Annotated in this window: 23 protein-coding genes; 9 read left to right on the top strand and 14 right to left on the bottom strand. The window is 55.6% G+C overall.

The features are described 5' to 3' along the window. Positions 1-133: 133 nt before the first annotated feature. Positions 134-3,127, top strand: coding sequence for a DUF8508 domain-containing protein (locus AC2FLJ_RS17875; RefSeq protein WP_496707000.1), 2,994 nt, complete (start codon positions 134-136; stop codon positions 3,125-3,127). Positions 3,128-3,856: 729 nt separating this feature from the next. Here the strand turns inward: AC2FLJ_RS17875 and AC2FLJ_RS17880 are convergent. Beyond that, complete coding sequence (locus tag AC2FLJ_RS17880; RefSeq protein WP_496696313.1) at positions 3,857-4,891, bottom strand: AraC family transcriptional regulator; 1,035 nt, start codon at positions 4,889-4,891, stop codon at positions 3,857-3,859. 352 nt (positions 4,892-5,243) lie between these two features. Here AC2FLJ_RS17880 and AC2FLJ_RS17885 point away from each other — a divergent pair, with 352 nt between their 5' ends. The 8 genes from AC2FLJ_RS17885 to AC2FLJ_RS17920 all read left to right on the top strand — a co-directional run bounded on the left by AC2FLJ_RS17885 (position 5,244) and on the right by AC2FLJ_RS17920 (position 14,734). Then, positions 5,244-5,810 carry a hemerythrin domain-containing protein gene (locus AC2FLJ_RS17885; protein WP_282118908.1) on the top strand — a complete coding sequence of 189 codons (567 nt, stop codon included), beginning with the start codon at positions 5,244-5,246 and terminating at the stop codon, positions 5,808-5,810. Positions 5,811-5,818: 8 nt separating this feature from the next. Continuing rightward, positions 5,819-6,880 carry a glutathione S-transferase C-terminal domain-containing protein gene (locus AC2FLJ_RS17890; RefSeq protein ID WP_496707002.1) on the top strand — a complete coding sequence of 354 codons (1,062 nt, stop codon included), beginning with the start codon at positions 5,819-5,821 and terminating at the stop codon, positions 6,878-6,880. 66 nt (positions 6,881-6,946) lie between these two features. Further along, the gene (locus tag AC2FLJ_RS17895; protein ID WP_496707004.1) at positions 6,947-8,023 is read left to right on the top strand and encodes a PLP-dependent cysteine synthase family protein; all 1,077 of its coding nucleotides are present in this window, start codon (positions 6,947-6,949) and stop codon (positions 8,021-8,023) included. A 304-nt stretch (positions 8,024-8,327) separates the two neighbouring features. Next, complete coding sequence (locus AC2FLJ_RS17900; protein ID WP_496707006.1) at positions 8,328-9,767, top strand: alanine/glycine:cation symporter family protein; 1,440 nt, start codon at positions 8,328-8,330, stop codon at positions 9,765-9,767. Next, positions 9,745-10,704 (top strand): glutaminase, encoded by a 960-nt coding sequence (locus AC2FLJ_RS17905; protein ID WP_496707008.1) that lies wholly within the window; start codon positions 9,745-9,747, stop codon positions 10,702-10,704. Before AC2FLJ_RS17900 ends, AC2FLJ_RS17905 begins: the two co-directional genes overlap by 23 nt. A gap of 254 nt (positions 10,705-10,958) precedes the next feature. Then, on the top strand, positions 10,959-12,626 hold the full coding sequence (locus AC2FLJ_RS17910) for a sulfatase-like hydrolase/transferase (RefSeq protein WP_496707009.1): 1,668 nt from the start codon (positions 10,959-10,961) through the stop codon (positions 12,624-12,626). Positions 12,627-12,688: 62 nt separating this feature from the next. Then, entirely contained in the window at positions 12,689-13,933 is a 1,245-nt protein-coding gene (locus AC2FLJ_RS17915; RefSeq protein ID WP_496696324.1) for a DUF3179 domain-containing (seleno)protein, read from the top strand. 105 nt (positions 13,934-14,038) lie between these two features. Beyond that, positions 14,039-14,734 (top strand): outer membrane protein, encoded by a 696-nt coding sequence (locus tag AC2FLJ_RS17920; protein WP_109312619.1) that lies wholly within the window; start codon positions 14,039-14,041, stop codon positions 14,732-14,734. Between the two features lie 39 nt (positions 14,735-14,773). Here the strand turns inward: AC2FLJ_RS17920 and AC2FLJ_RS17925 are convergent, their stop codons facing one another. The 13 genes from AC2FLJ_RS17925 to AC2FLJ_RS17985 all read right to left on the bottom strand — a co-directional run bounded on the left by AC2FLJ_RS17925 (position 14,774) and on the right by AC2FLJ_RS17985 (position 26,009). Next, on the bottom strand, positions 14,774-15,499 hold the full coding sequence (locus AC2FLJ_RS17925) for an MbnP family protein (protein ID WP_496707012.1): 726 nt from the start codon (positions 15,497-15,499) through the stop codon (positions 14,774-14,776). Continuing rightward, positions 15,499-16,620 (bottom strand): cytochrome-c peroxidase, encoded by a 1,122-nt coding sequence (locus tag AC2FLJ_RS17930; protein WP_496707014.1) that lies wholly within the window; start codon positions 16,618-16,620, stop codon positions 15,499-15,501. Before AC2FLJ_RS17930 ends, AC2FLJ_RS17925 begins: the two co-directional genes overlap by 1 nt. Positions 16,621-16,635: 15 nt before the next feature. After that, entirely contained in the window at positions 16,636-17,934 is a 1,299-nt protein-coding gene (locus tag AC2FLJ_RS17935) for a hypothetical protein (RefSeq protein WP_496707016.1), read from the bottom strand. A 162-nt stretch (positions 17,935-18,096) separates the two neighbouring features. Continuing rightward, entirely contained in the window at positions 18,097-18,654 is a 558-nt protein-coding gene (comE, locus tag AC2FLJ_RS17940) for a sulfopyruvate decarboxylase subunit beta (RefSeq protein WP_058275427.1), read from the bottom strand. Then, the gene (gene comD / locus AC2FLJ_RS17945; protein WP_058275426.1) at positions 18,651-19,157 is read right to left on the bottom strand and encodes a sulfopyruvate decarboxylase subunit alpha; all 507 of its coding nucleotides are present in this window, start codon (positions 19,155-19,157) and stop codon (positions 18,651-18,653) included. Before comD ends, comE begins: the two co-directional genes overlap by 4 nt. Before the next feature lie 47 nt (positions 19,158-19,204). Next, positions 19,205-19,615 (bottom strand): universal stress protein, encoded by a 411-nt coding sequence (locus AC2FLJ_RS17950; protein WP_496696333.1) that lies wholly within the window; start codon positions 19,613-19,615, stop codon positions 19,205-19,207. Between the two features lie 23 nt (positions 19,616-19,638). Continuing rightward, positions 19,639-20,619, bottom strand: coding sequence for a zinc-dependent alcohol dehydrogenase (locus AC2FLJ_RS17955; RefSeq protein ID WP_496696335.1), 981 nt, complete (start codon positions 20,617-20,619; stop codon positions 19,639-19,641). Continuing rightward, a complete protein-coding gene (locus AC2FLJ_RS17960) occupies positions 20,616-21,377 on the bottom strand; it encodes an SDR family NAD(P)-dependent oxidoreductase (protein ID WP_496696337.1) in 762 nt (253 codons plus the stop codon). The genes AC2FLJ_RS17955 and AC2FLJ_RS17960 overlap by 4 nt, the downstream gene beginning before the upstream one ends. Next, positions 21,370-22,677, bottom strand: a complete 1,308-nt coding sequence (hisD, locus tag AC2FLJ_RS17965; RefSeq protein WP_109312497.1) for a histidinol dehydrogenase — start codon at positions 22,675-22,677, stop codon at positions 21,370-21,372. The genes AC2FLJ_RS17960 and hisD overlap by 8 nt, the downstream gene beginning before the upstream one ends. A 12-nt stretch (positions 22,678-22,689) precedes the next feature. Beyond that, entirely contained in the window at positions 22,690-24,018 is a 1,329-nt protein-coding gene (locus tag AC2FLJ_RS17970) for a TRAP transporter large permease (RefSeq protein WP_058275421.1), read from the bottom strand. Between the two features lie 11 nt (positions 24,019-24,029). Continuing rightward, complete coding sequence (locus AC2FLJ_RS17975) at positions 24,030-24,542, bottom strand: TRAP transporter small permease (RefSeq protein ID WP_058275420.1); 513 nt, start codon at positions 24,540-24,542, stop codon at positions 24,030-24,032. Between the two features lie 111 nt (positions 24,543-24,653). Further along, a complete protein-coding gene (locus tag AC2FLJ_RS17980) occupies positions 24,654-25,799 on the bottom strand; it encodes a TRAP transporter substrate-binding protein (protein WP_058275419.1) in 1,146 nt (381 codons plus the stop codon). Between the two features lie 24 nt (positions 25,800-25,823). Beyond that, a complete protein-coding gene (locus AC2FLJ_RS17985) occupies positions 25,824-26,009 on the bottom strand; it encodes a hypothetical protein (protein WP_108860892.1) in 186 nt (61 codons plus the stop codon).

Genomic DNA, 26,009 nt, shown 5'->3' on the forward strand with positions numbered 1-26,009 from the left:
TAGATTGAAACTACGGCGAGCCTGATCCTCCTAAGCCAATCAAACGCTCGTGTTCCAAATCATTCGATGACGGACACGCAGCAGTGAGGGTATATTCGTCTGGACGGCACCTGCGAACATCGCTGCGGGTACAGTGATAAACCCCGCATTTACCGGGCCAAACTTTTCGGCCAGCGGCGATCAGATCCACGCGTATCAGGGTGATGACGACACGCCCAGTTTTGTCGCATCGGTTCATTTCAATGAAGACGGATATGAGGCTGACGCAACATCGTCGAATACGTCTGCACTGCCCTCGGGGCTGACAGTCGGCACCAGCGCAATCGCCCTCACCGAAACCGATAACGGTGTTTATTCCGGCCCGCTTACCGGTACCAAAGCTGAATTGCAGGCCGCCATTAACGATCCCGCCAACTGGACGACCGACAATTCCAGAATTGAAGATGTTGAGCCTGCAGGCTTTAAGGTCACGGATGCCGCGCCTTCACCATCGGTCATCATAAATGATCTGGACCTGGCGGCCGATGAAGGGGGCATGGCGGATAGTTATGAAGTCACGTTGTCTGTCGCGCCCGAGCAACCCGTCACGATCACCATAGCCGCAGGAGCTGATCTTGACGTTGCACCAACCGAATTGGTTTTTGACGCGACCAATTTTGATCAGCCACAACAGGTCATAGTCACGGCCGTTGACGACGATCTGCCCGAAGCAGCCGAGGTCGCGGACATTCAGCACACGGTAACCTCGGGCGATCCCGCCTTTGACGGTATTCTGGCCCCTGTTGTCGAGGTATCCATCTCGGCCAGCGACATCGAAATAGTGTCAATCTATGAAATACAGGGCTCAGGCCATGTGTCTGAATTTGTTCTGGCAGATGGACAAACGGTTGCCGAATTCTTCGAGGACTTGCCTGCCGGCCCATCAAACGTTCTGGGCGATATGGTTTCAACCAGTGGCATCGTCACTGCGGTAGATTCCAACGGATTCTATCTTCAGGATCCGGAAGGCGACGGAAACGATGCGACCTCGGACGCGATTTTCGTGTTCACCGGATCAAGCCCTATAGTGTCAGTAGGTGACGCCATTTCCGTGGGCGGAACCGTTGCCGAATTCTTTCCTGGCGGCACTGGCAGTGGCAACCTGCCGACCACCCAACTGACCAATGTTTTTGACCTCGAGGTGCAGTCATCGGGCAATGCGCTGCCCGAAGCGGTTCTGATTGGCAATGATCCGGGTGAGCGAGCGGTGCCCAACCAAAGCATCGACGATGATGCGTTTGCCTCATTCGATCCAACCCAGGATGGCATCGACTTCTTCGAAAGCCTGGAAGGGATGCGCGTGACTGCAACGGATTTGCAAGCCGTCAGCGGAACCAGCCGGTTCGGTGAAATCTTTGCGGTTGCCGATCAGGGCAGTGGCGCAACCGGTCTTTCTGAGCGGGGCACGCTCAATATCTCACCAGATGACTTCAATCCTGAGAAAATCCAGATCGACGAAGACAGTGGAATTTTCGATTTCGACTTTCCCACGGTGAATGTCGGCGATCACCTTGGCGACGTCACGGGTGTGGTGGGCTATAGTTTCGGAAATTACGAAATCCTGCCGACCGAGGATTTTACACCGAATATCCAGTCAGCAGGGTTGGAACAGGAAACGACCACCCTCGCCGGTTCAAGCAACGAGCTGACGATTGCCACATACAATGTTCTTAATCTCGACCCCAATGATGGCGACGGCGACCAAGATGTCGCCGACGGTCGGTTTGCCGCCATTGCCGAGCAGATCACCAATAACCTCAACAGCCCGGACATCATTGGTCTGCAAGAGGTGCAGGACAATTCGGGCTCGGACGATGACGGAACCGTTTCGGCGTCGGAAACCCTGGCGGAACTGGCCGCGGCTATTCTGGCGGCGGGTGGTCCGGCTTATGAGGTGATCGACAACCCCTTTATCGGGGACGGAACATCCGGGGGTCAGCCCGGCGGCAACATCCGAACCGCCTTTCTCTACAATCCTGATCGTGTCTCGTTAGTGGAAGGATCCGTGCAGACCATCAGTGGGCAAGGTGAAGGCGAGGCCTTTGAGGGCGCACGATTGCCGTTGGTCGCAGATTTTGTTTTCAACGGTGAAACCGTCACGGTGGTCAACAATCACTTTTCATCCAAAGGTGGTTCTGCGCCTATTCTGGGAACCGAACAGGACTTTGCCGCTCGCCAAGTAGACGTTGATGTGAACGGCAGTCTGGATGAGCGCCAGGCCCAGAGCCAGGCTGTTCAGGATTTTGTTAACGGACTGGGTGATGGTGCTAATACGGTTGTGTTGGGTGACTTCAACGAGTTTGAATTTGTCTCACCCGTAGCCGGCCTTGAGGCCAATACCGACCTCGTCAACCTGACAAACGACATCCCGGAAGACGAACGCTATAGCTTTGAGTTTCAGGGCAACAGCCAGTCGTTGGATCATATTCTGGTGTCCGAGGATCTGCATTCCGGCGCACAGGTTGACATCGTCCACGTCAATTCAGAGTTCGCCGCAACCAGCGGGCGCGCCTCGGATCACGATCCCATGGTGGCAAGCCTGTTCATTCCAGAAACCCAGAGTTTGGCGGTTGAGTTCGAGGCCGGTCGCTGGTTCAAAACCAAAGCCTTTGAGAGCATCGATGGCGAAGACGTGGATGTCGACAAGCTTGGTCCGGTTCGGAACAGCCTGACGTTTTCGGATGTGGGTATCAAGGTAGATGCGGTCGATCCGACCGATTTTGAACTGGTCGCGATCAAGCATGGGGCGATTGGCGTGTTCTCATTCGACGACTCGTTGTTTAGCCGCGATGCTGCATCGGTTGACGGTGACGAAAGCCTCAGAATTGCGCTGGAAGACACGGACCTAGAAGCGGTGGAATTCATCTTTAGCTTTGGCGACAGTCACGGCAGCGGTGACGTCGAGGTTGCCTTCTACGATGACGGTGTTCTTGTCGGCACCATGGTGGCGGATGCCGACGACGGTGATTTCTCGGGCTCACTCGGGCGCAAAACCTTTGATGCGGTAGAGCTGTCAGCGATCGACGACACCATGTTTACAGTCGACGAATTCTCGTTCGAGGTGATCGACCAAAACTTGATTGCGTAAGACAATGCCACACGGGGTCACCCCTGTACCACCGTGTGGCATACCACTGCCGGATCCAACCGCATCGCGAACACCAAAGAACTCGAACAGAGAATTTTAGCCTAAGTGATTTAGTGAACGTGGTGGGTTGCGAAAAAAAGCCTGGCTGCTGAACCGTGCAGGTTTGATCCCATCTGACGACCTGTAAGAACTCCATCCGCAGCTTTGTTATGGCTACCGGCCATTCACGCCTTGCACAGCATTGATCAAAATGGGCTCAAAGCGACCCCATGCCGTGTTGATCAATGTTCTCAAGGCGACGACGCGAACCGACGCTAGCTTGATGTCTTTTCTCAAAACCTTGACGTGCAATCGCAATAAACCTGAGCCGCAGAATGCCAAATTGAATGCACACAAAGCGTTTCAAGCACGCTCAACCGAAAGGGACCAAGAAATGAAAAAAGTAATAATTGCATCTGCTACCGTGTTCGCACTGATCGTAAGTGCTGGAATGTCCTCGGCGCACCCGTTGGGTGACATCGACCAACAAACCGTAAATCTGTCCGGCCCCGGCTTCCAGTTGACACCAGAGCTTTCGAATTCCGACTCTTGTGATTCATGCAGTGATGCCTTCTCATAAACGCGCTGACACATAAAAAGCGGATGCCTGAGGCTACGTTTCAGTAGATCAGCATCCGCTTTCTTGCCCGAGATCACTGTAACAACCGAGTTGCATGCCCTGAGATCAACCTAAACTGTTCGAACACTACCCGGAGATTGGCCCGTCCAGGTCTTGTAGGCATTGGTAAACGCAGCCTGATCAGAGTAACCGAGCGCAAAAGCAATATCGGAAAGACTTAGCTTGGGGTCATCAAGATACTGTTCTGCCAGCCTTGCGCGAATGTCTTTGAGCAGTTGTTTGTAGGTTGTGCCTTCTTTGGCAAGTTTGCGTCCGAGTGTACTGATGCTCATCCCCAGCGTCTTCGCGATTTCATCTTGTGTGGGAGCGTTAAAAGACAGTCGCGACGTAATCTCGCTTTGCACCAAAGAACTTGTTTCGCCGATTGCGGGCGGCAAATCCTTCATCAAAGTTTGCACATGTTTTTCAAGATGCAGAAGCAATGCGGGGTCTGTATCTTTGATCGGAATATCCATCACTGTCTGGTCAAACAGGATACCCGGAACCCTTTGACTCTGTTTGATATTGACCGCTAAAGCACCGGAGATTTCGGATTGCCTTTCTTCGGTCAATTCATGCGGAAAACGTATCTCAAGGACTGGTAAGGGCGCTTCAGCTGCAATCTGAATACTGGTCAAGAAAGCGGATATTCGAAACTCATTATGAGCTCCGTCAGAACGCATTAGTTCAGCGATGGAATCTATCTCCAAGAACATGCCACGCTCTTCTTCATAAAACGACAATTTGGCGAAACCCCGCGCCAGGCGCGCGTAGGTCACTGCCTTCTCAATTGCGTCGCCAGCGGTCGGAGAGTTCAAAACGACGTAGCTGAGAAGTGTCGTTTTTCGGGGGTTAAATGTTCTTCCTGCTGAGATTGCAAATAGGGGGTCCCCGGTCTCTTCAATGGCAAGCTCTAGGAGGCGAAGCTCATTCCGGACATCAACAATATCCGGTGGTGTTTCGTGGAGATCAACGGGTAGGTTGGCCGATCTCAGAAGCGTAACAATATCCGAACCACGGTTTTCCAGAAGCTTGGCAATGTGATGCACGCCAAAACCTGGAACATTCCAAGTTTCGCTATCAGAATTCAATTTGTTCTCACTCATGTTGCCATACCGCCCGAGACTGAAACGCCCCATTTAACCTAGGCGCTTTGTGTTTTGGGCGATAATAGACAGGCTGCAAAAGCTATGCCAAGCAATCGTTTGGTTGCCGCTAGAAGGGCAGGCAAACGAATGTCTGCTGCCGCATAATCTTGCGGCCCTGCGCCACCGGGGTCACCTTCGCTCCATTGGCACCCGCCGACGTGACAATCTTAAGATTGAACGCGCCATGCAAGATAGCCGATTTGATCGACACAACTTTTGACGATGTGCAGAGATAGACACCAACTGTGCATCTTTGAGCCTAACGGTGCGAGTTTTCAGCACACACATGTCTGCGGAAAGGAGTAAGCGCATGCTTGATACATACGACATTCGCACCGCCGATATGCCGGGCGAGATGCAGATCTTGCTCGAACAATATCCACGCGACAGCTGGGAAGCACACCCCGGCTTCACCGAGAAAACCCGCCATTGGCTGGGTGCCCATCTGATGTTTCGGCGCCTTGCCCGGCTGGTTCGCTCTGATGCAGAAAGCTATCTTGAAAAGGACCTGTCCCCCGAAGAGTACGCCGCGCGCCTGTCCTATTATGGAAACGCGCTTGTTGGAAACTTGCACGGCCATCACGGTTGGGAAGATCATAGCTACTTCCCCGAGCTTTCTGCCGCGGATTCCCGCTTTGACGCCGGACTGAAGGTTTTGGAAAAGGACCATGCCGACCTCGATCTGGTCCTTGACCAATACACAAGGACGGCCAATCGTGTGATCAAGCTCATCCAATTGGATGAGGCTCAGGCCCGATCCGAAGTCGGATCTCTGCGCGACACCTCAGAAGCCATCGAGGCCTTTCTGAAACGCCACCTGAGCGATGAGGAAGACCTTGCGGTTCCGATCATCCTGCACCACCGCCTAAGAGGATAAGGCCACGCATGACCGACCATTCCAAACAGGAAGATCAGGCCCATGCCTCAGAACGCCGCGCACGAGGAGAGTTCGTGCGCGGCGTCAGCGGATTCCGACATGCTATCGGCGATCCAGAGTTCCCGGCTGAACCAGGGCGCTATCACCTGTTTGTTGCGCTGAATTGCCCATGGTGTCATCGGGTGACGCTGGCGCGCAATGTGTTGGGTTTGCAGGACAGCATTTCGATGGATGTGGCCTTTCCCAATCGCACCACAGAAGACGACCCAGAGGGTCCGAACAACTGGCAGTTCGCCCCCGAGCTTGTTGCTTCAGCAACTGGGGCAACGTTGCCTGAATGCACCTTGGAAACCGCAACGGGACAAGGTTTCAGGTTGGTTCGCGAAATTTACCGGGCTGAAGGCTCAGAAGAACGTTCAGTCCCAATCCTGTATGACAAAATAGCCGGCCGTATCGTGAACAATGAAAGCGCCGAGATCATTCGAATGCTGAATGGCAATGCGGCGCTGCTGGGCAGCTACTGCAATGAAGCCAACCGGCCCAACCTCTACCCGGATGATCCTGCGATCCGGGCTGAAATTGACGAACTGAACGTGCAAATCTACGCCGCCATCAACAACGGGGCATACAAGGCCGGGTTCTCGTCTGATCAAAACGTCTATGCCACCAGTTTCGGGACTTACTTCAAGACATTGGCGCAGTTGGAAGATCGCTTGGCCAGCGATTGCAGACCTTTTCTAACCGGGGAGCGATTTACAGAAGTCGATCTGCGCCTTTTCCCGACGCTCTACCGCCACGACCCTGTTTACTACGTGCGAATGAAGCTGAACGGCGCCAAGATCCTTGACTACCCGCATCTCTGGCGCTGGCTTTGTCGCGTCCATGACCTGCCCGGGGTGGCGAACAGCAGTTCACTGGATCACTGTCGGCAAGGGTACTTCGGCCGAAGCTGGAATGGTATTATTCCCGCAGGCCCGTTTGTTCCCATGGCATATCCCGAAGCCTATGGGCATCCTGAACTGACGGTCCAGCGTGTGACTCCGCCGCTCATTCCCAAGACAAATGTTTAAAGCGCCGAAGCAGCGAACTTGGTATAAACTGGCACGGATTTTTCCAACCAAGAGAGGGATATTGCCATGGGCATTCGGCAGACTGAGGGACGCAAACGGCTTTATGACAGTGTTCTCGATACCGTAGGTGACACGCCCTGCATTCGGATCAACAAGATCGCGCCGTCGCATGTGACGGTCTATGTGAAATTCGAGGCTTTCAATCCTGCAGCTTCGGTCAAGGATCGTTTGGCGCTGAACATTATCGAGGCGGCGGAACGTGACGGGCGGCTGAAACCCGGCCAGACCGTGGTCGAGGCCACATCAGGCAACACTGGGATCGGCCTTGCGATGGTGTGTGCTGCCAAAGGGTATCCTCTGGTGTTGACCATGGCCGACAGCTTCTCGGTAGAACGCCGCAAGCTGATGCGCTTTCTGGGGGCGAAGGTCGTGCTGACGCCGCGCGCGCAAAAGGGCTTTGGCATGTATGTCAAAGCCAAGGAACTGGCCAAACAGAATGGATGGTTTCTGGCCAGCCAATTCGAGACGTCGGCAAATGCCGATATTCACGAGAACACCACTGCCCGAGAAATCATGGCAGATTTCGAAGGTGAGCGGCTGGATTACTGGGTCACCGGCTATGGCACCGGCGGGACCGTTTCCGGTGTCGCACGCGTTCTTCGCGCAGAGCGCCCCGGCACGAAAATCATCCTAACAGAACCCGCCAACGCGGCGATTGTGTCATCGGGTTATACAAACACCCGCAACGAGGGCCACCAACCCACGGAAAGCCATCCGAATTTTGAACCTCACCCCATTCAGGGCTGGACCCCAGACTTTATCCCATGGGTTCTGCAAGAGGCGATCGACAAGGGTTACTATGATGAATTGATCCCTGTCCCCGGTGCCGAGGGGATTGAATGGTCCAGACGGCTGGCGTCGGAAGAAGGGATTTTTACGGGAATATCTGGTGGCTCGACGCTTGCTGTTGCTATGAAAGTGGCCGAGCGAGCTCCGCAAGGTTCCGTTTTTCTGGTGATGTTGCCAGACACGGGCGAGCGCTATCTCTCCACACCACTTTTCGACGGGATCGAAGAAGATATGACCGAAGACGAGCGCGTGATTTCGATGTCGACACCTTCGGCACAGATGGCCGCTGAATAGGCAAAGCACACTTCATCTGGACGCTTCTATGACTATGGCTTTCGGGACGATCTGCGCCCCGAAAGCCCTTTTCGCAGCGCGCTCACAACCTTCGAAACACGCAGGCCAGTCTGTAGTTGAAGCCGCGCAAAAAGTCGTCACCCGAATGAATTCTCATCGTTAAATCAATTGTATATGTCGGGACGTTTCGCCGATTTTCGGGTTTGAAGCTTGACTCAACAACCCTCCCTTCGTGCATGATGGACGAATAAGCATCGTATTTTAGCTGCTTTTTCGAACGGTCTAAGTTCTCAGGAGGCGGACGATGGAAGCAATTGTTAACGGCATTAACTCTATTCTTTGGAACTACGTCCTGATCTACGGGTTGCTCGGCGTCGGCATATTTTTCACCATTCGTCTGGGTGCGCTGCAGTTTCTACATTTCGGCGAGATGATCCGCGTCCTTACCTCGTCCAAGTCCACTGACAAACGCGGAATTACACCGTTTCAGGCACTGACCGTTAGTCTGGCGTCACGCGTTGGCACCGGAAACCTGGCCGGTGTCGCCGTGGCTTTGACCCTGGGTGGCCCCGGCGCAATTTTCTGGATGTGGATCGTAGCCTTGGTCGGGATGGCCACAGCCTATTCCGAAAGCACTCTTGCGCAACTTTACAAGGTCACGTCTTCGAACGGGCGGTTCCGTGGCGGTCCTGCTTTTTACATGGCCAATGCCCTGAACGCGCCTTGGGCCGGTGTGATCTTTTCGATCTGCCTGATCGTCAGTTTCGGCCTGGTTTTTGTCGCCGTCCAATCCAACTCAATCGCTGAGGCGTTCGAAGGCGCGTTCGGGTTGAACAAATTGATTGCTGGTCTGGCGCTGGCGGCTGCCGCTGCTGTGGTCATCTTTGGCGGCATCCGAACCATTGCGCGATTTGCCGAAATCGTCGTGCCGCTCATGGCCGGGCTTTACCTGTTGCTGGCCTGTGTTGTCGTTGTCCTGAACCTGCCACAGGTGCCTGCAATGCTGTGGTCTATCGTTGCAGGGGCCTTTGGCCTTCAGGAAGCAGCAGGCGGCGTCACAGGTGGCGTGATGGCAGCAGCGCTCAATGGTATAAAGCGCGGGTTGTTTTCAAACGAAGCTGGCATGGGCTCGGCCCCCAATATCGCGGCTGTTGCCACACCGGCTCCGCACCACCCGTCGAGCCAGGGTTTGGTTCAGGCGTTTGGCTGTTTCGTGGATACGATACTGGTCGCCACCGCGACAGCATTGCTGATCCTGCTGTCTGGCGCCATCGAACCAGACGGGGCCACCGGTATGCGTCTAACTCAGGATGCGGCAGCGGTCCATCTGGGTGAGATCGGCCGCCATTTTATCGCAATCGCAATCGTGTTTTTTGGCTTTACGTCGATATTGGGCAATTACTCATACGCAGAAAACGCCATGACGTTTCTGAAGCTGGAAGGCAAAGTGCCAATCTACATCTTGCGCCTGGGTTGTCTTGCCATGGTCGTCTGGGGCGCGGTGCAAGCGGTCAGCACAGTGTTCAATTTTGCAGATGCAGCCATGGGCGTAATGGCAACCATCAACCTGGTCGCCATCGTGCTGCTATCGGGCACGGTGTACAAACTGACCGTGGACTATTTCACACAGCGCAGACAGAATCTTGAGCCCCGCTTTGTGGCAAGCAAATTCCCTGAATTTGACAAAGGCGTGGATCACTCAGTCTGGACGGAGGAGGCATATGCCGAGACCCAGCGTGGTTGAAACCGGTGAGTTGCAGGTCATTTTGGATGACATCGCCGATCGCGTTGCCAGCATGTCGGAACGCGGGAAGGTCGCCCAATATATTCCCGAACTTGCCAGCGTTGACCTGAACCAGTTCGGCATCGCTGTCGCGCCCATTGACGGCGCGCCTGTTTCGGCCGGAAATGCGGACACGCTGTTTTCCATTCAAAGCATTTCCAAGGTTTTTTCGCTGACAGAGGCCCTGCAACATGTGGGCGCGACCCTTTGGCAACGTGTGGGGCGCGAACCTTCGGGCGATCCGTTTAATTCAATCGTCCAGCTCGAACATGAACGTGGAATTCCCAGAAACCCGTTTATTAACCCCGGCGCCATCGTCGTGGCCGACGTTCTGCTAGAAGACCGAAGCTCTGATGAGGCGGTCAACGATGTACTGAACCTTTGCCGGACGCTCGCAGAGGATGCGTCCATTCAGGTGGATAAAGCCGTTGCAGACTCCGAGATGCGGACAGGGTCCAGAAACAGGGCGCTTGCGCATTTCATGAAAGCCGAGGGAAACCTAAAAGCGCCGGTCGAAGATGTTCTGTCGCTGTATTTCCGCCAATGCAGCATCGCCATGTCGTGTCGTCAGTTGGCGGTTGCGGGCCGCTATTTGGCCGCCGCAGGCCAGAACCCTGCAGACGGTTCAACCGTTCTGTCCGCGCAGCGCGCCCGCAGAGTGACTGCGCTGATGATGATGTGTGGATCTTATGACGCCTCGGGCGAGTTTGCATTCCGCGTCGGACTTCCTGCCAAAAGCGGTGTCGGCGGCGGCATCCTGTGTATCGTTCCTGGCGTCGCAGCGGTCACAGCATGGAGCCCGGGACTGGACGCAAAAGGCAACTCTCATTTGGCAAGCATTGCATTTCAGGAACTGGTCCGCGCGACCGGATGGTCGGTGTTTGGGCCAAGTGTTTGATTGCCGAAACACACGGTTCACTCACGCCGCTTCTCTTGTACATTTCGCGTGGTTTTGGTCAACCTTCTGGGGTTCCTCCTGTCAGCCGCTAAGACACGTGGCATACGGCCGGCGTGTGACGGACTTTCCCAAGAAATCTAGAGGTTACCTCCACCCGGCTTTTGCGGCGTAGCGTTTCAACAGCAAATATAATAATGTTTCAATATGACAAACAGCCTGCGCCGTGGAGTCGGTATTCTGAAGGGGAGATTGGAATGAAATTGCAGTGTGTTTTTGTGTTGTCGATGGGCTTTGCTGCCTTATCGGCTGAAGCGCAGGAAAACCCAATTCAACACGATGCGGAATTCTATATCCTTCAAGCACAGCTTGGATCGCAATGGGCCCAAGATGACGCAGCCGTTGACCAAGCATTAGCTGCGTTTCGGGAAAGTAACGGTGGAAACCCTCCAAATATCGTCAGTGTGCTGATCGATGACTTGGGCTTTGGGGATATGGGCATCCCAGAGCTGAATGCAATACGCGGGTATGAAACACCGAACATTAATGACTTCTCGGATCAGGCCATGCGGATGGTTCGGATGTACACCGAACCATCGTGCACGCCGACGCGCGTGGCACAAATGACCGGACGCCTGCCTGTCCGTATGGGTATGGGGAACACACAAGTTGATATTGCCGGAGAAGGCCTGCCGGGTGGCGAAATTACACTCGCTGAAGTGCTTAAGCAGGCCGGCTACTCCACGAGTCATGTTGGCAAATGGCATATGGGTGACATTTCAGAAAGCTGGGCAATGAATCAGGGGTTTGACTATGCCCAGCATGCGATTCATCAGCAGGGGCAGTTAACCATATTCCACGATGACGCGATTAAGGAGCAGGTTTCCGTAGCCATCAACGATTATGACGACAAGTATACTGTCGACAAGTGGTTCCGCCCCGACGCCTCGGCCATGATGACCGTGATTGAAGGCGAGGCCGGGGGTCCCATCCGCGAAATTAGGATGAAACCCGGCGAACGTTGGAACGCGGCCAAGTATGACGAGATGAACCAAGCCTTCCAAGACAAGACCATGGAAGAACTAGAGCGCTTGGCTGGTGGCGAGGATCAGTTCTTCCTGCAATACTGGCCGATGATCCCACTGGACAACACACGGACCGGCCGGACCGGACCAAAAAGCGCAAATGGCGGCCTTTATGTCGACAAAATGCAGCTACTTGACCAATGGCTTGGAGATCTCTTTGCCAAGATTGACGAGCTTGGATTGGCTGAGAACACCATCGTTATTGTAATGGGCGACAACGGCCATTTTACCAAATATTCACCGCAATCTGGGTTCACACCGATGATCTTCCGTGGCGGCAAGGCCGACACCACTGAAGGTGGCGTACGAGTTGACGCCTTTATCCGATGGCCCGGCATGATCGAAGCGGACGGGCTGCTCAACAGTATCATCCACGTCTCGGACCTTTATACCACCTTGTCGCGCTTTGCCGGTGCTGATGAGTTCATACCGCGCGACCGCCTGATTGACGGAGTGGATCAATCCGCTGCGCTACTTTTCGACGATGAATCCAAATCGCGTCGCGATCACGTGATCATCTATTCGGACAAAAAACCCGAGGCGATCGTCAAGGATCAGCTCAAACTCATCTTGCCGCCTCCGGGCAAGAACCCGATCGCGGCCAAGTTCTTTGACCTCTATCGAGATACTCGTGAAGAATTTTCAGTCTCGACCGAGGTTGGCGCATGGGGCGGCCAGGAATTTGTGCGCATCTTGGGTCGTCACATGGCACGAAAGGAAAAATTCCCGGATGTGCCTCCAGCATATGGCGCGCCCTACGAGGGGATCGAAAACACCCGCCCCGAAACCCAGCTAGCCGTAGATGCGTTTCTCATAAAACGCGCGTCACCGCAGCAATAATTCCTGACCGCCCGCGGTTTTCCTGCAGGCGGTCTATTGGAACCCGAAAATAGGATAAGCATATGGCAGGAAACATCATTTTCGCTCTGGGTTTAGTCGTTTCACTGGGTATCGGGTTCGTCTATTTCCGCGATCTTGGCGACATTTCGCAAATGGTGCTTAAGGTTAAACGCAAAAACATGATCCGGTTTATCCGACACGAATACCGCCTGATCGCAGTGGGGTTGAGCGGATTTGCCGTCGCTACGCTTGCGCATTTCATTCTGGGCGGCGGCCCGTTCTGGCTGTGGCTGATTGCGGCGCTGCTAGTTTTGGTTTTGTATGGATTTCCCTATGTGTGGGTCCATCTGGGGCTGAGGAACCAACTCAACACTGCGGCCTTCTTTCCTATTGCCGAGGCGCAAAAATTCATCGGCCCGACCGCGCCGGTCATCGTTATTGAAAACAATGGTCACGCCCGCGCGCATCCCGATGCGCAAATCATGCGACCCCACTTGGCCGGCAATGCTGACGGGCTGGGTGGCGAAGATATCGTCATGACCTTTTGCGCGATGGCCAACCTTGGGCAAGGCTATGCCCCACGCATCGAGGGCAACCGCCTGGATCTTGAAGTTCTGGCCCAACATGGCAACAACCTGATCCTGCGGGACAACGAAACCGGGGAACCCATCCAGCAGATCTATGGGTTTCGCGAGACGGATCGCGATACTGGCGCGGATGGGCCCGCCTGCCCTGTGCGCCCCGAAGCAAAGATGCAGCCCTGGCCCACGTATCGGATGACGTTCCGCGGATTTCAAAAAGCGTTTCCCGATGGCGAGGTGTATCTGAACACGCCCTCGCCGAACCCGTTTTTGCGGCTGCTGGATATGGTGACGGAAATTACGTTTGGCTGGGGGATCGCGCGCCAGCATCAGGAAGATGCGCCCGTCATGGACAATATGGACCGATCGGACGACCGGCTTCCGAATAAGTCCTATGTCTGGGGGATCACGATCGGCAATGATGCCGCCTGCTGGACCGATGATTTCGTGGTCGAGAATGACTGGATCGTAAACGCAAATGTCGGTGGACGAGACGTGGTTGTCAGTCTGGACCCAAAGTACGAAAGCCTTGGCGTTTGGTACAATGACAAAGGCCAGCCCATCACCCGCTGCGATTTCTGGGGGATGTCGGATCAGGGAAAACTGCAACGCGTCGAGACCCTGCGTGCCGGTGTATTCTGGCATGTCTGGTCCGAGTTCTTTCCGGAAACCGATATCAACCGTGTCGGTGCGCGCGTACAACAGTCTGGCGAAGCCGCTGAATGAGTGAGCAATCAGATCAGATTGCCAAATTGGAACAAACGGAGGATCAAAATGGTCTTTAAGAGGGCAATAACAACCGCTGCGTGGGCCGTGGCGACCTGGATTCCAATGACAACTGCCGCTGTGGCGCAGCAGTCCGACTGGTCCTATGAGGCAACAATATACCTGTTCATGCCTGAAACGGAGGTTACGCAGGAAACAGCCCGCGGCACAGTTGATGGAACGCTCAGCTTCTCTGACGCACTAAAAAATCTCGATCTGGCCTTCATGGGCGTCTTTGGTGCATCGAATGGGCGCTGGTCACTGTTGGCCGACTACAACTATGTGGACGTCTCTTTCAGCAATGACACGCCCGGTCCGGCAAGCTCTGGTCTTGAAACCTCTCTCACAACGCAATTTTTCAGCGGTTATGTAGGCTACCGGGCTTATACTACAGATACGTCCTACGTGGACCTGGTCGGCGGTTTCCGCTGGTTCCGGACGCAGACCGATTTCACCGTCCTTCCCGGAGCAGCCCCCGGCCGGTCCGTCAGTGTCGATGAAAGCTGGACAGACCCGGTCATCGGCGTTCGAGCCCGCGTCGCATTCAACGACAGATGGTCTGGCACTGGCTTTTTTGATTACGGCGGCTTCAGCAGCGACAGCGAAACATGGCAGGTCTTGCTGACTGCGGATTATGAAATCAACGACAGGTGGGTGATCCGCGGCGGTTATCGCTATATCTCTTTCGATCACGAGATTGACGGCAACGATTTCACGTTCGAACAGTCCGGCCCCATGATTGGTGCGACTTATCGGTTCTGAGGGGCTCTTTTAGCCCTTCAAACCTTACCCGGTCCAAAGTCACTTAAACATCGGGGTGATCATGACCGCGTAGTTGTCGGCCAGCATGGCGGCGTCTTCGCGGTTGAATTTGACTGATGAGAGCATACGCAGGTCGACTTGCGTGGGCCCGTCAAATAGCTTTGCAACATCGACGTTCATGTGCAGGTCCACATCGCCCTCAACAACGATATCCGGTGGCAACTGGATATCGACCTCGCGCGCGTTTTCCGAAAACCCAACGTGATAGACCAACGGCGAGACCTCTTCGCCAATCCGCAGCGTTCCTTCCATCACGACGAATTTATAGCCGACCTCCCAATTCCAGGCCATTTGGCTGTTCGGGTCCAGGTCCCCGCGCGCTTGGATCGAGCCATTGGCTTCTGGGTCTACGCCGATCATGAAACGGACCTGCTCAATGCTGCTCACGGGAATGTCGTTCAGCCTGAGCGAATGGGTTGTTTCCGGGTTGTCGAACCGGAGCAGATGATAGCTGTCAGGCTCAGCAAACAGTGCCCCATCTTGCGAAAGGGTCAGGTTGCTGAGGTAGAGCCGAAAGTCACGAACCCTGAACGTGCCAGGCCCGCCGGGGTTTTCGTACAAGAACTCATCAAATACCAACGGATGTTCACCCATCTTCGCGTGAAAGGTCAAAGTGATCGACGTGGTGCGCTGCGGACCAAGAGCAAAGAACAGCGCTCCGCCAACGAACAACAGTATCGCAAGCCCCGTCATCCAAATACGCATCAGCCGTCTCCTCCGAAAGGATTGGATAACTGTGTGTTTGTCAGAAAACCCTCATCCGTCAGCGTGTGCAGGAACGCGATGATGGACTGCACTTCGTCGGGCGTCATACGCAGGCCCACAGTGCCCTGCCCGGCCTCTGGTGCATTGTCGGCCTCAAGGATCAAAGGGCTGAGCGTATCGCTGACGACAATCCCGTCATTGTAGTGATCCATGACCTCTTCTAACGTCTCGAACCGACCATCATGCATGTAGGGCGCAGTTACTGCGATGTTGCGCAGTGTCGGCACTTTGAAGAAGCCCTTGTGCGCCGGATTGTCTGTCACAGCCATCAGACCATCCGGCAGGTCGTCATCGGACTCCAGGCCGTTGTTTGAAAACCCATCCAATGCGTCCCGAAACCCGGAAGTCAAAAACTGGCTGTGGCAGTCGATGCAGTTCCCACCACGCAATGAAACCTTGGTGTCCGGATGCGCCATGAATAGTTTGCGACCATGTTCTTCCTGCACGGTCAAACGCACTTCGCCACGCAGAAACCTGTCGTATTTTGAATCCGACGAAATCAGCATTCGCATGAAGGTCGACAATGCCCGGGCCACGTTTTCAGCGCTGACTTCCCCGTATGCCTTGTGGAACATCCGTCGATAATCGCGGGATGCTTGCAGTTCGGTGATCAGCGCATCCAAGTCCTGATCCATCTCGTCCGGGTGTTGAATCGGCATCAACGCCTGCGCTTCCAACGACGTTGCGCGACCGTCCCAGAAGAACCGCTCTTGCCCCCAAAGGAGGTTGGTCAAACTCATGGAGCTGAACTCCAGCTCTCCGCCCGACAATGCGGGCGACTTTGCCAGACCATCAGTGAAGGCAAGGGCCTGCATATGGCATGTCGCGCACGAGACCTGATTGTTGCCGGACAGGATCGGATCGTAGAACAGGTGACGCCCAAGGGCAAAGGCCTCTTCCGTCAGCGGGTTGTCCGGGGGCACAGCAAAGCGTCCGAAAACAAAAGGCGCCGAGAAGCCAGCAATCGGCGTCGCCGTCGGCCCGCGTGCGCGGTCCCAGAAGACCCACGCCGTCGCCGCGATCACCACAGCGACGGCTGCTGTCAAAAACACCCGAAGCATAACGCCCCCAGAGCATTAATGGTGGTGCACAAAACCCGAACCGAACAGCCCTTCAACGTTGTCCACGCCTTTGTTGTAGCGTTCTTTGAAATTGACCTCGGCGATACGTTCACCTGTCTCAAGATCGTGGATCGTGATCGTGTGTGCGTTCAGGTCAGCAATAAAATCCACATCCGTTGGGTCGTCATCAGCCGCGTTGCCCAGATTGAGCAGGTTATTTTGAACGGCGATCAGGTCCCGGCCCGAAGCGGACGTGAAAAAGATCATGTGATGTGCACCCGGATCGGCAACGATATCCGGCCCGCTGGACACAAGCTCGGGCAGTGCAGCCAATTCATATCGCTTCACGACACCCGGCAGCCCATGAGAGATGAATAGCTCATCTTCAGTGCCATAGAATTCCAGCGGAACGGCGGTTTCATTGGCCACGCCACTATATATGACTTCGGCTTCACCAAAGGTTTTGGAACCGGCGTCATAGGGGATTTTCCAGGTCTCGAACCCGAACATCGTGTTGGCCAGAATGGCCGGTTCAATGTCAGCGTGCATGTCAGGCCGCGCGAACAGCACCTCGACCGGTGAAGACGGAAAATTCAACGGCTTTTCGTTTTCCACAACGATGTTCTGAATGGGTTCAAGCGTGTTGAGATCTATGATCGTCAACACATTTCCAACGCCAGTCGTCATATCGGGATGTATCGTCGAGGTGACCACCATGCGGTCGTCGAACGCAGATATCCCGTGTGGGTACATGATATATGGCTCACCTTCGCCGACTTGGCTTTTGCGTGCTTCGATAATTTTGACCACCTCATTTGTCTGAGTGTCGAAAACACCGACCGAGCCGCCATCATCGCCCCCAGTGCCACCCATGAAGGTTACGAACATATACTCCTGCCCGTTCGACGTGGCCCACATAATGTCCTCGCCAACGATCTGCCCTTGGGTATCCAGACAGGTAAAGCCTTCGATCACAGGCGTTCCGCTGGAATCGCGGGACAGCCCGATCTCGGCCAGGCTGCAGGACGGGTCCAACCCGGTCGAATAGAGACGCCCGTTCGGGCTGTAGTAGAGGTGATGCAATGGATGCTGAATATCCGGCTGTTCAACTTCGCTCAGTAGCTCTCCGAACTGGTCGGATTCCGGATCCAGCTCGACAATCGCGATGCTGTGATTTGTATCCAACGTCGGCAAACCGCGCAGCAGAACCATGCCCTGACTTTCCTCGCGGGTCTGAGATTGCGCCGGCGTTAGGCCAACCATCAACAGCCCGGCACCGAAAAGTACGCTTTGCGCAAGCAATTTGAATTTCATAATTTCCCCCCTTGCGATGAAACTTCTAAAAATGTTTTTGAAATTCACTTTACGTAGCGTCATATCACATTCAGGAAACTGCATCAAATTGGGGTGCAATCGACCAAAGAAACGCCGCCCCGAACGGGACGGCGTAAGCTGAATACCTGCAGGTCGACTTCTTTATGACGCTTGGACGGCCTTCATAAAGCGGTCGCGGATCACAACCGGGTCCATCGTGATTACCGGCATCTTGGCATTGCCGCTTTCGCACTTGCTGACGATGATTGTCATTTGGCCGCTGTCGAGCGCTGCCTGCAATGCGGCGCCAGTGTCTTCGGCCTGGCACTCGACCACATTCTCGCAACCACAGGCCTGCGCCACAGCCGCCAGCGATGTCTTTTTGCCCGCGTAAGTCGGCTGATCCCCGGTCGACCCATAAGATCCGTTATCGACAATCAGCAAGATGTAGTTGTCAGCCACGTTGTTGGCGATGGTCGGCAAGGTGCCGAGGTTGGTCAGGATGGACCCGTCACCGTCGATTACGATGACCGGCTTTGGCTGAGACAAGGCCAGACCCAGGCCGATGCTTGAGGCCAACCCCATAGTGCCCAGCATGTAGAAATTGGTGGGCTGGTCGTCGATGGCGTGCAGCTCCTGGCTGGGAATGCCGATGTTGCAAACAACCAGTTGATCTCGCAGGATCGGGGCGATTTCTTTCAGGATTTCAGAACGGATCATTGGTCGCCATAGCCTCCCCAGAAATTGGCGTCGGTCAGAATGGCGACCGGCTTGTTGCACATGAAAGTGTATTTCAGGATCGCATCCAGCTCCTCGACATCTGCCTGATGATGGAAGTGGTAGGTCGGGATGTTCATCTGTGCCAGAAGCGCCTTGGTATGCACCGCCATCTCGACCTGGCAGGCGACGGGTTCGCGCAGCTCTCCGCGATATGAGATCAACATGGGCAAAGGCATCCGGTAATACTGGATCAGCGTCGCCAACGTGTTGATGGTTACGCCAATGGCCGTGTTCTGCATGATGATCGCGGGGCGTTTGCCGCCCATCCAGGCACCAGCACACAGGCCCATGCCTTCATCCTCTTTGTTCGACGGGATGTGAAAGATGTCTTCTCGCGCGTCGATTTCGTCGATGACGCCGGCCAATTGCTTGCACGGAACCGTGGTGACAAATGAGATGTCGTTGGCCACCAGATCGTCGGTGATCTTTTTGTCTATGTTCATGTCCGATATGTAAATCCTGTTTGGGCGCTATAGGCGCGATTGACGGGTTACAGCCTGCGGTGCACATGCACGGCGCAAGGCGCATGACGGACGACGCGCGAGGCGGTCGATCCCAGAAAATAGTCGCTGACGCCCGGTTCGTGCGAACCGATGACGATGCAGTCAAATTTGTTTTGTGTCGCAAAGTCGATCACCGTGCGAGCCGTGTGACCTTTGACAATCTCGGCCTGAACGCCTTCAAGCCCCGAAACTTTTTCCCGCAACAAGGTGCGTGCCGCGCGAAAGCCTTCGGCGACGACATCCTTGTCGAGATAGGCACTGACAGAGCCCTGAGGCATCTCGTAGACGTGCAGGGCCACGATCTCGGCCCCTTTTGCCGACAAGGCTTTGGCGATTTCCAAAGTGTGCGGCGAAATCCCATGATCCAGCGCCATTGGGACGAGAATTTTTTTATACATGAATACCTCCGTTTCTGCCTGGACTAGACCCAGGGTGCGAGGATGATCTTAGGTGCGGCCACAGCACCTTTCCGCAAATCGCGAAAAGCGTCGGCAGCTTCAGACAAGGCCCGTTCCTGTATCCAGTTCAACGGGCCCAAACGGCCATCGAAAATCGCCTGCGCGGTTTTTCTGAAATCCTCGGCAGTATAAGTATAGGTGCCGATAAACGTGATCTCCTGCAAGGTCATACGACGTATATCCAAACCGCCAGCATCCTCACCCAACCCAACATGCACGATAACGCCGCCCGGCTGAACGTGATGGGAAGCGGCAGCACGGGTCGCAGAATACCCCACTGCGTCAACAACCAGTGAGAACGTATCATCCGTGGCTTCAACCACATTGAAAGAGCCCAAACTCTGTAAATAGGCGCGCCGCATATCATTCGGTTCGATGATGACAATATCGTCAACGCCGGCCGCTGCCAGTGCCAAAGCTGCCGCCACACCAATCGCGCCGCCGCCAATCACCAACGCATCACGCGCCATTCCCTGATGCAGCGCCTCAAGGCCCAAACGAACCGCATGCCAGCTAACCGCCAATGGCTCAGCCAAAGCGGCCTGCTGAAATGATACGTGGTCCGGCACCTCAACCAGATTTGCATCTGGCATGGCCACATATTGGGCAAAAGCCCCTTCACGCGGTGGCATCGAGATGATCTGCCGGCTGGGGCACAGGTTTTCCCGACCTGCCTCACACGCCGGGCAGACACCGCAGTTGACCAAAGGATTGATCGTTACGCGCGTACCGTCGCGTGGACCTCCAACAATCGTCCCTGCGGCCTCGTGACCCAGAATAAGCGGTGCAGGTCGGCGCGCGTCGTGACCCAAATAGGCGTGCATATCCGAGCCGCAAATCCCAACGGCCTCGACCCGGATCAATTGCTCACCTATGTCGGGCGCAGCATCTGATACGTCCTCATAGGTCAAATGCTCAACACCCTGATAAACAAGCGCTTTCATTTCGCTGTAAACCCTCCGTCGACCATCAAAACTTGCCCTGTGACGTAGTCGGACGCCCGTGAGCACAGGAACAGGATCGGCCCATCGATATCTTCAATCTGCCCGTTCCGGTTCATACAGGTTTGCGCCGCGTTACGATTTGCCCGGTCGGGGTCATCGAAAACGGCCTGCGTCAGCTCGGTCGGGAAAAACCCCGGCCCGATGGCGTTTGCAGTGATACCGTCAGCGGACCAAGCCTCGGCCATGGCCCGCGTCAGTTGCCCAACCCCGGCCTTGCTGGCTCCATAAGCAATACCGCCCGGGAAAGCGCGCGTGGTCTGAAGCGAGGCGAAATTCACGATCCGCCCCCACCCCCGAGCTTTCATCGCAGGCACCAATGCCTGGCTTAGGAAGAACGGGGCGCTCAAGTTCAGCTCAAGCGTCTTGTCCCAGCCTTCGGCGGTCACGTCATCGGCCACTTCGCGCATGTTGATGCCCGCCGCATGTACAATGATATCCGGCGCGCCAAAACTGGCTGAGACCTCTTCGGTGAGCGATGCCATGCGCGACCGATCGGCCACGTCGGCAACAACTGTGGCCACGCTGTCGCCCCCTTCAGCTTGCAAATCTGCCAGTGCTTCCGGTCGACGCGCGACACCAACGACGCACGCACCCGCTGAGGCCAACACAAGCGCTGCTCGACGTCCAAGGCCCGCGCTTGCGCCGGTCACGCAAGCGACACGCCCGGTCAGATCGAACAACGCGCGCGGATCATTCATCGGCGGTCAGGTTGAACTGTTCGTCAGGGAAATATTTGGCAAGGCGCACGTCTGCAGCCCGCGCATGCCCTTCCATACCTTCCAGCCGGGAAATACGAGCGGTCGCCTCGGCAATGGATTTCGAGCCTTCGCGTGTAGCGCGCTGCCATGTGACGATCTTCATGTACTTGTGAACGCTCAAGCCGCCGGTATAGCTGGCCGCGCCGGATGTCGGCAGAACGTGGTTCGTGCCAGTCGCCTTGTCACCGTAGGACACTGTTGTTTCTTCACCCAGAAACAGCGATCCATAGCAGGTCAACCGACCCAGCCACCAATCCAGATCCTCGGCCTGAACGGTCAGGTGTTCGGGCGCATAGTCGTCCGAACAGGCCGCCATTTCTTCACGATCTGAACAGACGATGACTTCGGCATAATCGCGCCACGCAGCGAAGGCGTTTTCCCGGTTGAGTTCAGGTAGATCCTCGATCAGTGCTGGCACCAACTCCATGACTTTTTGCGCTAGGTCCCGGTCATCCGTCACCAACCAAACCGGAGAATTGTACCCGTGTTCCGCCTGGCTCACCAAATCGGTGGCAACTACATGCGCATCTGCGGAACCGTCCGCAAGGATCAGGCTGTCCGTCGGCCCGGCAATCATGTCGATGCCAACTTTGCCATAGAGAATACGTTTAGCCTCGGCCACAAACTGATTGCCTGGGCCCACAAGAATATTTGCGCTCGGTAGGCCGAACAAACCATAGGTCATGGCGGCCACGCCCTGAACGCCGCCCATGGCCAGAATGCTGTCTGCACCGCAGATATGCGCTGCATAGACAATCGCAGGCGCCACGCCTTCACCCGGACGTGGCGGCGAACAGGCTGTGATGTGGCGGCACCCGGCAACCTTTGCCGTAGTGACCGTCATGATCGCGCTGGCAATATGGCTATAGCGTCCGCCGGGCACATAGCAGCCAGCCGCGTCCACAGGGATGGCCTTTTGGCCAGCGACGAAGCCCGGGACAATTTCCATCTCAACGTCAGACACCGTGGATTTCTGCGTTTCAGCAAACCGGCGAACGTTGTCGTGCGCAAACCGAATATCCGCCTTGAGCCTTTCGGGGACAAGCGCGCAGGCGGCCTCGATCTCATCGGCGGTCATCAACACGTTGCCGTCAAACTTGTCGAACTTGACCGCATATTCCAGCGCTTTGGCATCCCCGCCAGCCTCAATGTCGGCAAGGATTGTCTTCACTGTATCATGCACTTCCGTGGCATGAGATTGAGCCGTCAGGGTCGCCTTTTTCAGATAGTCGCGAGGCATTTTCAGTAGGTCCTATTGGTAGATTTCAGGAAGCAAAGTGGTCGAAACCGCCGGAACGTAAGCAATCAGAAGAACTACGATCAGCATTGTTAATACGAATGGAATAGCACGGGCCGCAATCTTCAGAATGGACTCACCCGTAATGCCAGATACGACGAACAGGTTCAGGCCAAGTGGAGGCGTGATAAACCCGACACCCAGCGCGGTAATCATCATGATGCAGAACTGAATTTCGTTCATTCCGATGTTATCGGCCAACGGTTTAAGGATCGGGGCGAGTATCACGATGTTGGGGGTCGTTTCCATAACGCAGCCCGCAGCAATCAGGATACCGATCATCAGCAGGATCAGCAGGTACGGATCGTCGGTCAGCGACGTGATCGAGGCGACGAACCCTTGCGGCACGCCCATGATCGCCAGCGCCTCGGCCAAGGGGGCCGAAAAGGCAATGATCGGCAGGATCACCCCGTTCACCTTGGCTGAGCTGACCAACATCGACGGAAAGTCGGCCAGTGTCAGGGTGCGCATGATGAAACCCATGATGATGGTGACAACCACGGCAGTAGCGCCCGCCTCGGTTGGGGTCAGGCGACCCGAGAAGATGCCATAGAAGATAATCCCGGGCACAATAAAGGCGTACCAGCCGGATTTCAGGGCCTTGCCCAAATTGGCCAGCCACTCGCCCATCGTCATCAAGCCGCCACCCTCATAAGCGTAAAGACGGTTCATGATGATGTTGGTGATCAGGATCGAAACCAGAATGGCCAGACCGGGAATCAGGGCAGCCAGGAACAGGGTCGACGCGGAAATCCCCAGCACCAGACCGATGATGATGTAGGCAATCGACGGTGGGATCAGGATGCCGGTACAGGCCCCGGCCGCGACCAAGGCGCAGGCGTAGGGGCGCGGATATCCACTTTCGACCAGCCGGTTGATGGTCATGCGACCGACAGCGGCCGCGCCAGCGGCATCCGAACCCGAAATGGCGGCGAACATGCCGCAAACCAGAACGGTGGCCGAGCCAAACCCGCCCTTGGCGAAGCAAGTCAGCGCCTCAGCCACATCCAGAAATTTACGTGACAAACCTGTACGGACCAGCACGTCACCTGTCAGGATAAACAGCGGCACGGCGGTCAGGGCAAAGGCGTCGATCCCGGTAAACAGGCTCTCGCCCACCAGACTCAGCGGTAGATCGCCCGACATGACCAACATCACGATGGCAGCAGAACCAATCGCCGCCCAAACCGGAACAGCCATGGCGATCAGAACAACGAACAGAATGACGGGCAGGTAGAAATCCCAGCCCAGTTCTACGGTTTGATTGAGAGTGTTCCAGAGCATCTCAAATCCCCTCAGTCAAACAGCTTGTCACCTTCGAAGACGGGCGTGCCGTCGCGAAGGGATTTGATGTCACGCATAAACGATTGGATCAGGCGCCAGATCATCAGCGCAAAGCCGGTCGGCACCGCCATCAGGAACCAGACTTTGGACACCCGGAGGCCATCAGTCACTGACCCGAACTTGGCCGAGACGTGAACCGCCTCATATGACCAGTAAAGCGCGATCACAGCGACGGCGAACATCACAAGATCGCCAAAGATGTACAGCAGGGCCTTGGGACGCGGCCCGAGGTAATGCATGACGACATCAATCCGGATATGCGCCCGTTCCTTGACCGCTGCCGCGGCACCGATCCAGGCCAAATAGATGAAGGAATACCGGACGATTTCTTCTCCCCAGATCGAGGAATAAGCGAATATCTCGCGCCGCAGAACCTCGATGGCCATGGTGATGACCAGCATCACGTAGAACACCAGCAGCAGCCAGCGCTCGGCGTTGCGATCAATATTTCGGAGTAAGGTCATCGTGTTCCCTCGGCGACAGAACAGTCAGGCGCGGCCTTCTGTTTCGGGCCCTTTCAGGCCTGACTGCTGTTGAGTGATTGCGGACGTCTAAAAGACGCCCGCCGGTTTAGGTCATGCGTCGTGGACGTAGTACTTGCCCTGCGTCCCGGCCGCCTCGACAAGTTTCTCAAATGCATCCATCGACCCGGCCAACTCTGTCTTGAACGGATCCCAATCGGCGTTTTGGTAGCCGCCGACACTTTCCCATTCAGCCAGTTGATCCGCGTTGAGCGAATGGAATTCCACTCCGGCCTTGTTCAGTTCGGCCATGGCAAAGGCACGGGCCGAGGGAACTTTGGAAAGGTTCTGATGGCTGGTCATTTCCGAACCCCACATGATGCCTTCCTGAACGTCCGGCGGCATCGAATTGAACCATTCGAGGTTACACGAATAAACCTGACTGTCCGGAACGGCCTGCGTAAAGGTCACGTGGCTGAGGATGTCCTTGAAGCCAAACACATACAGCGCTCCGACCGACGGATCGAGCGCATCCGCAACACCCTGTTTGATCGCCGATGGGGTCTCACCCCAGGCAACAGGTGTCGGGTTCGCGCCGACCATGCGGTAGTACTGCTGCAGCATTTTCGAGCCGGGCACGCGGAACTTCACGCCGCTCATGTCACCCGGCGTGATGATGGCATTACCACCCTGACGCACGGCAACGACGCGCGGGTCGATCACCACATAGAACAGGGCCTTGAAGCCAGCGGCCTCGACTTTCGGGTGTACTTCGTTCTGCCATGTGTCGGAATGCACAAGGTTGGTGAACCGCTGGTTCGACCCGCACAGATACGGCATATTGATAAGGTCTACTGTCGACGCGAACGGGGCGAAGTTGGACAGCGAATGCTGCGCCGCCTGAATGGTTCCGCCCTGCACTTTCTGCACCAATGCACCACCGGCACCCAGCTGACCACCCGGCGCAAGTTTGACGTACACCTTGCCGTTCGTCGCGTTCTGGATGTTTTCTTTCAGATCAAGCTGCATGATCGGATAGCTACGTGACGCGCCCAGTACATATGCGGTCGCGACCGTCATGACATGATCGGCGGCCTTTTCACGCTCACTTTCTTCTTTGGCTGTCTGCGCCACGGCCTCGGACGACCAAAGGACGCCGCCTGCACCTGCGACCAGCGCTGCAGTGAATGACCCACTGGCGCTGAGCTTCAGGAAATTACGGCGTTCGACGGACGCCAGTTCATTTCTGTCGTTTTTCATTTAGTGCCCTCCCAAGCAAAAAATTCAGCCATCCTTTTTTGCGTCGCGGACAGCTTCCCTTTTTAGAATTGCGACAACGAACAGGATCGACGCCGCGAACAGAACCAACATCTCTCCGACGTCACCAAGAAAGGCGCTGTTTGCAAAAGCCCCCAACGCCACGTTCGCAAAATAGACGGCAAACACGAGTGCGGACGCAGCCAGAAACAT

The organism is Ruegeria sp. CDSA034, assembly GCF_059612275.1.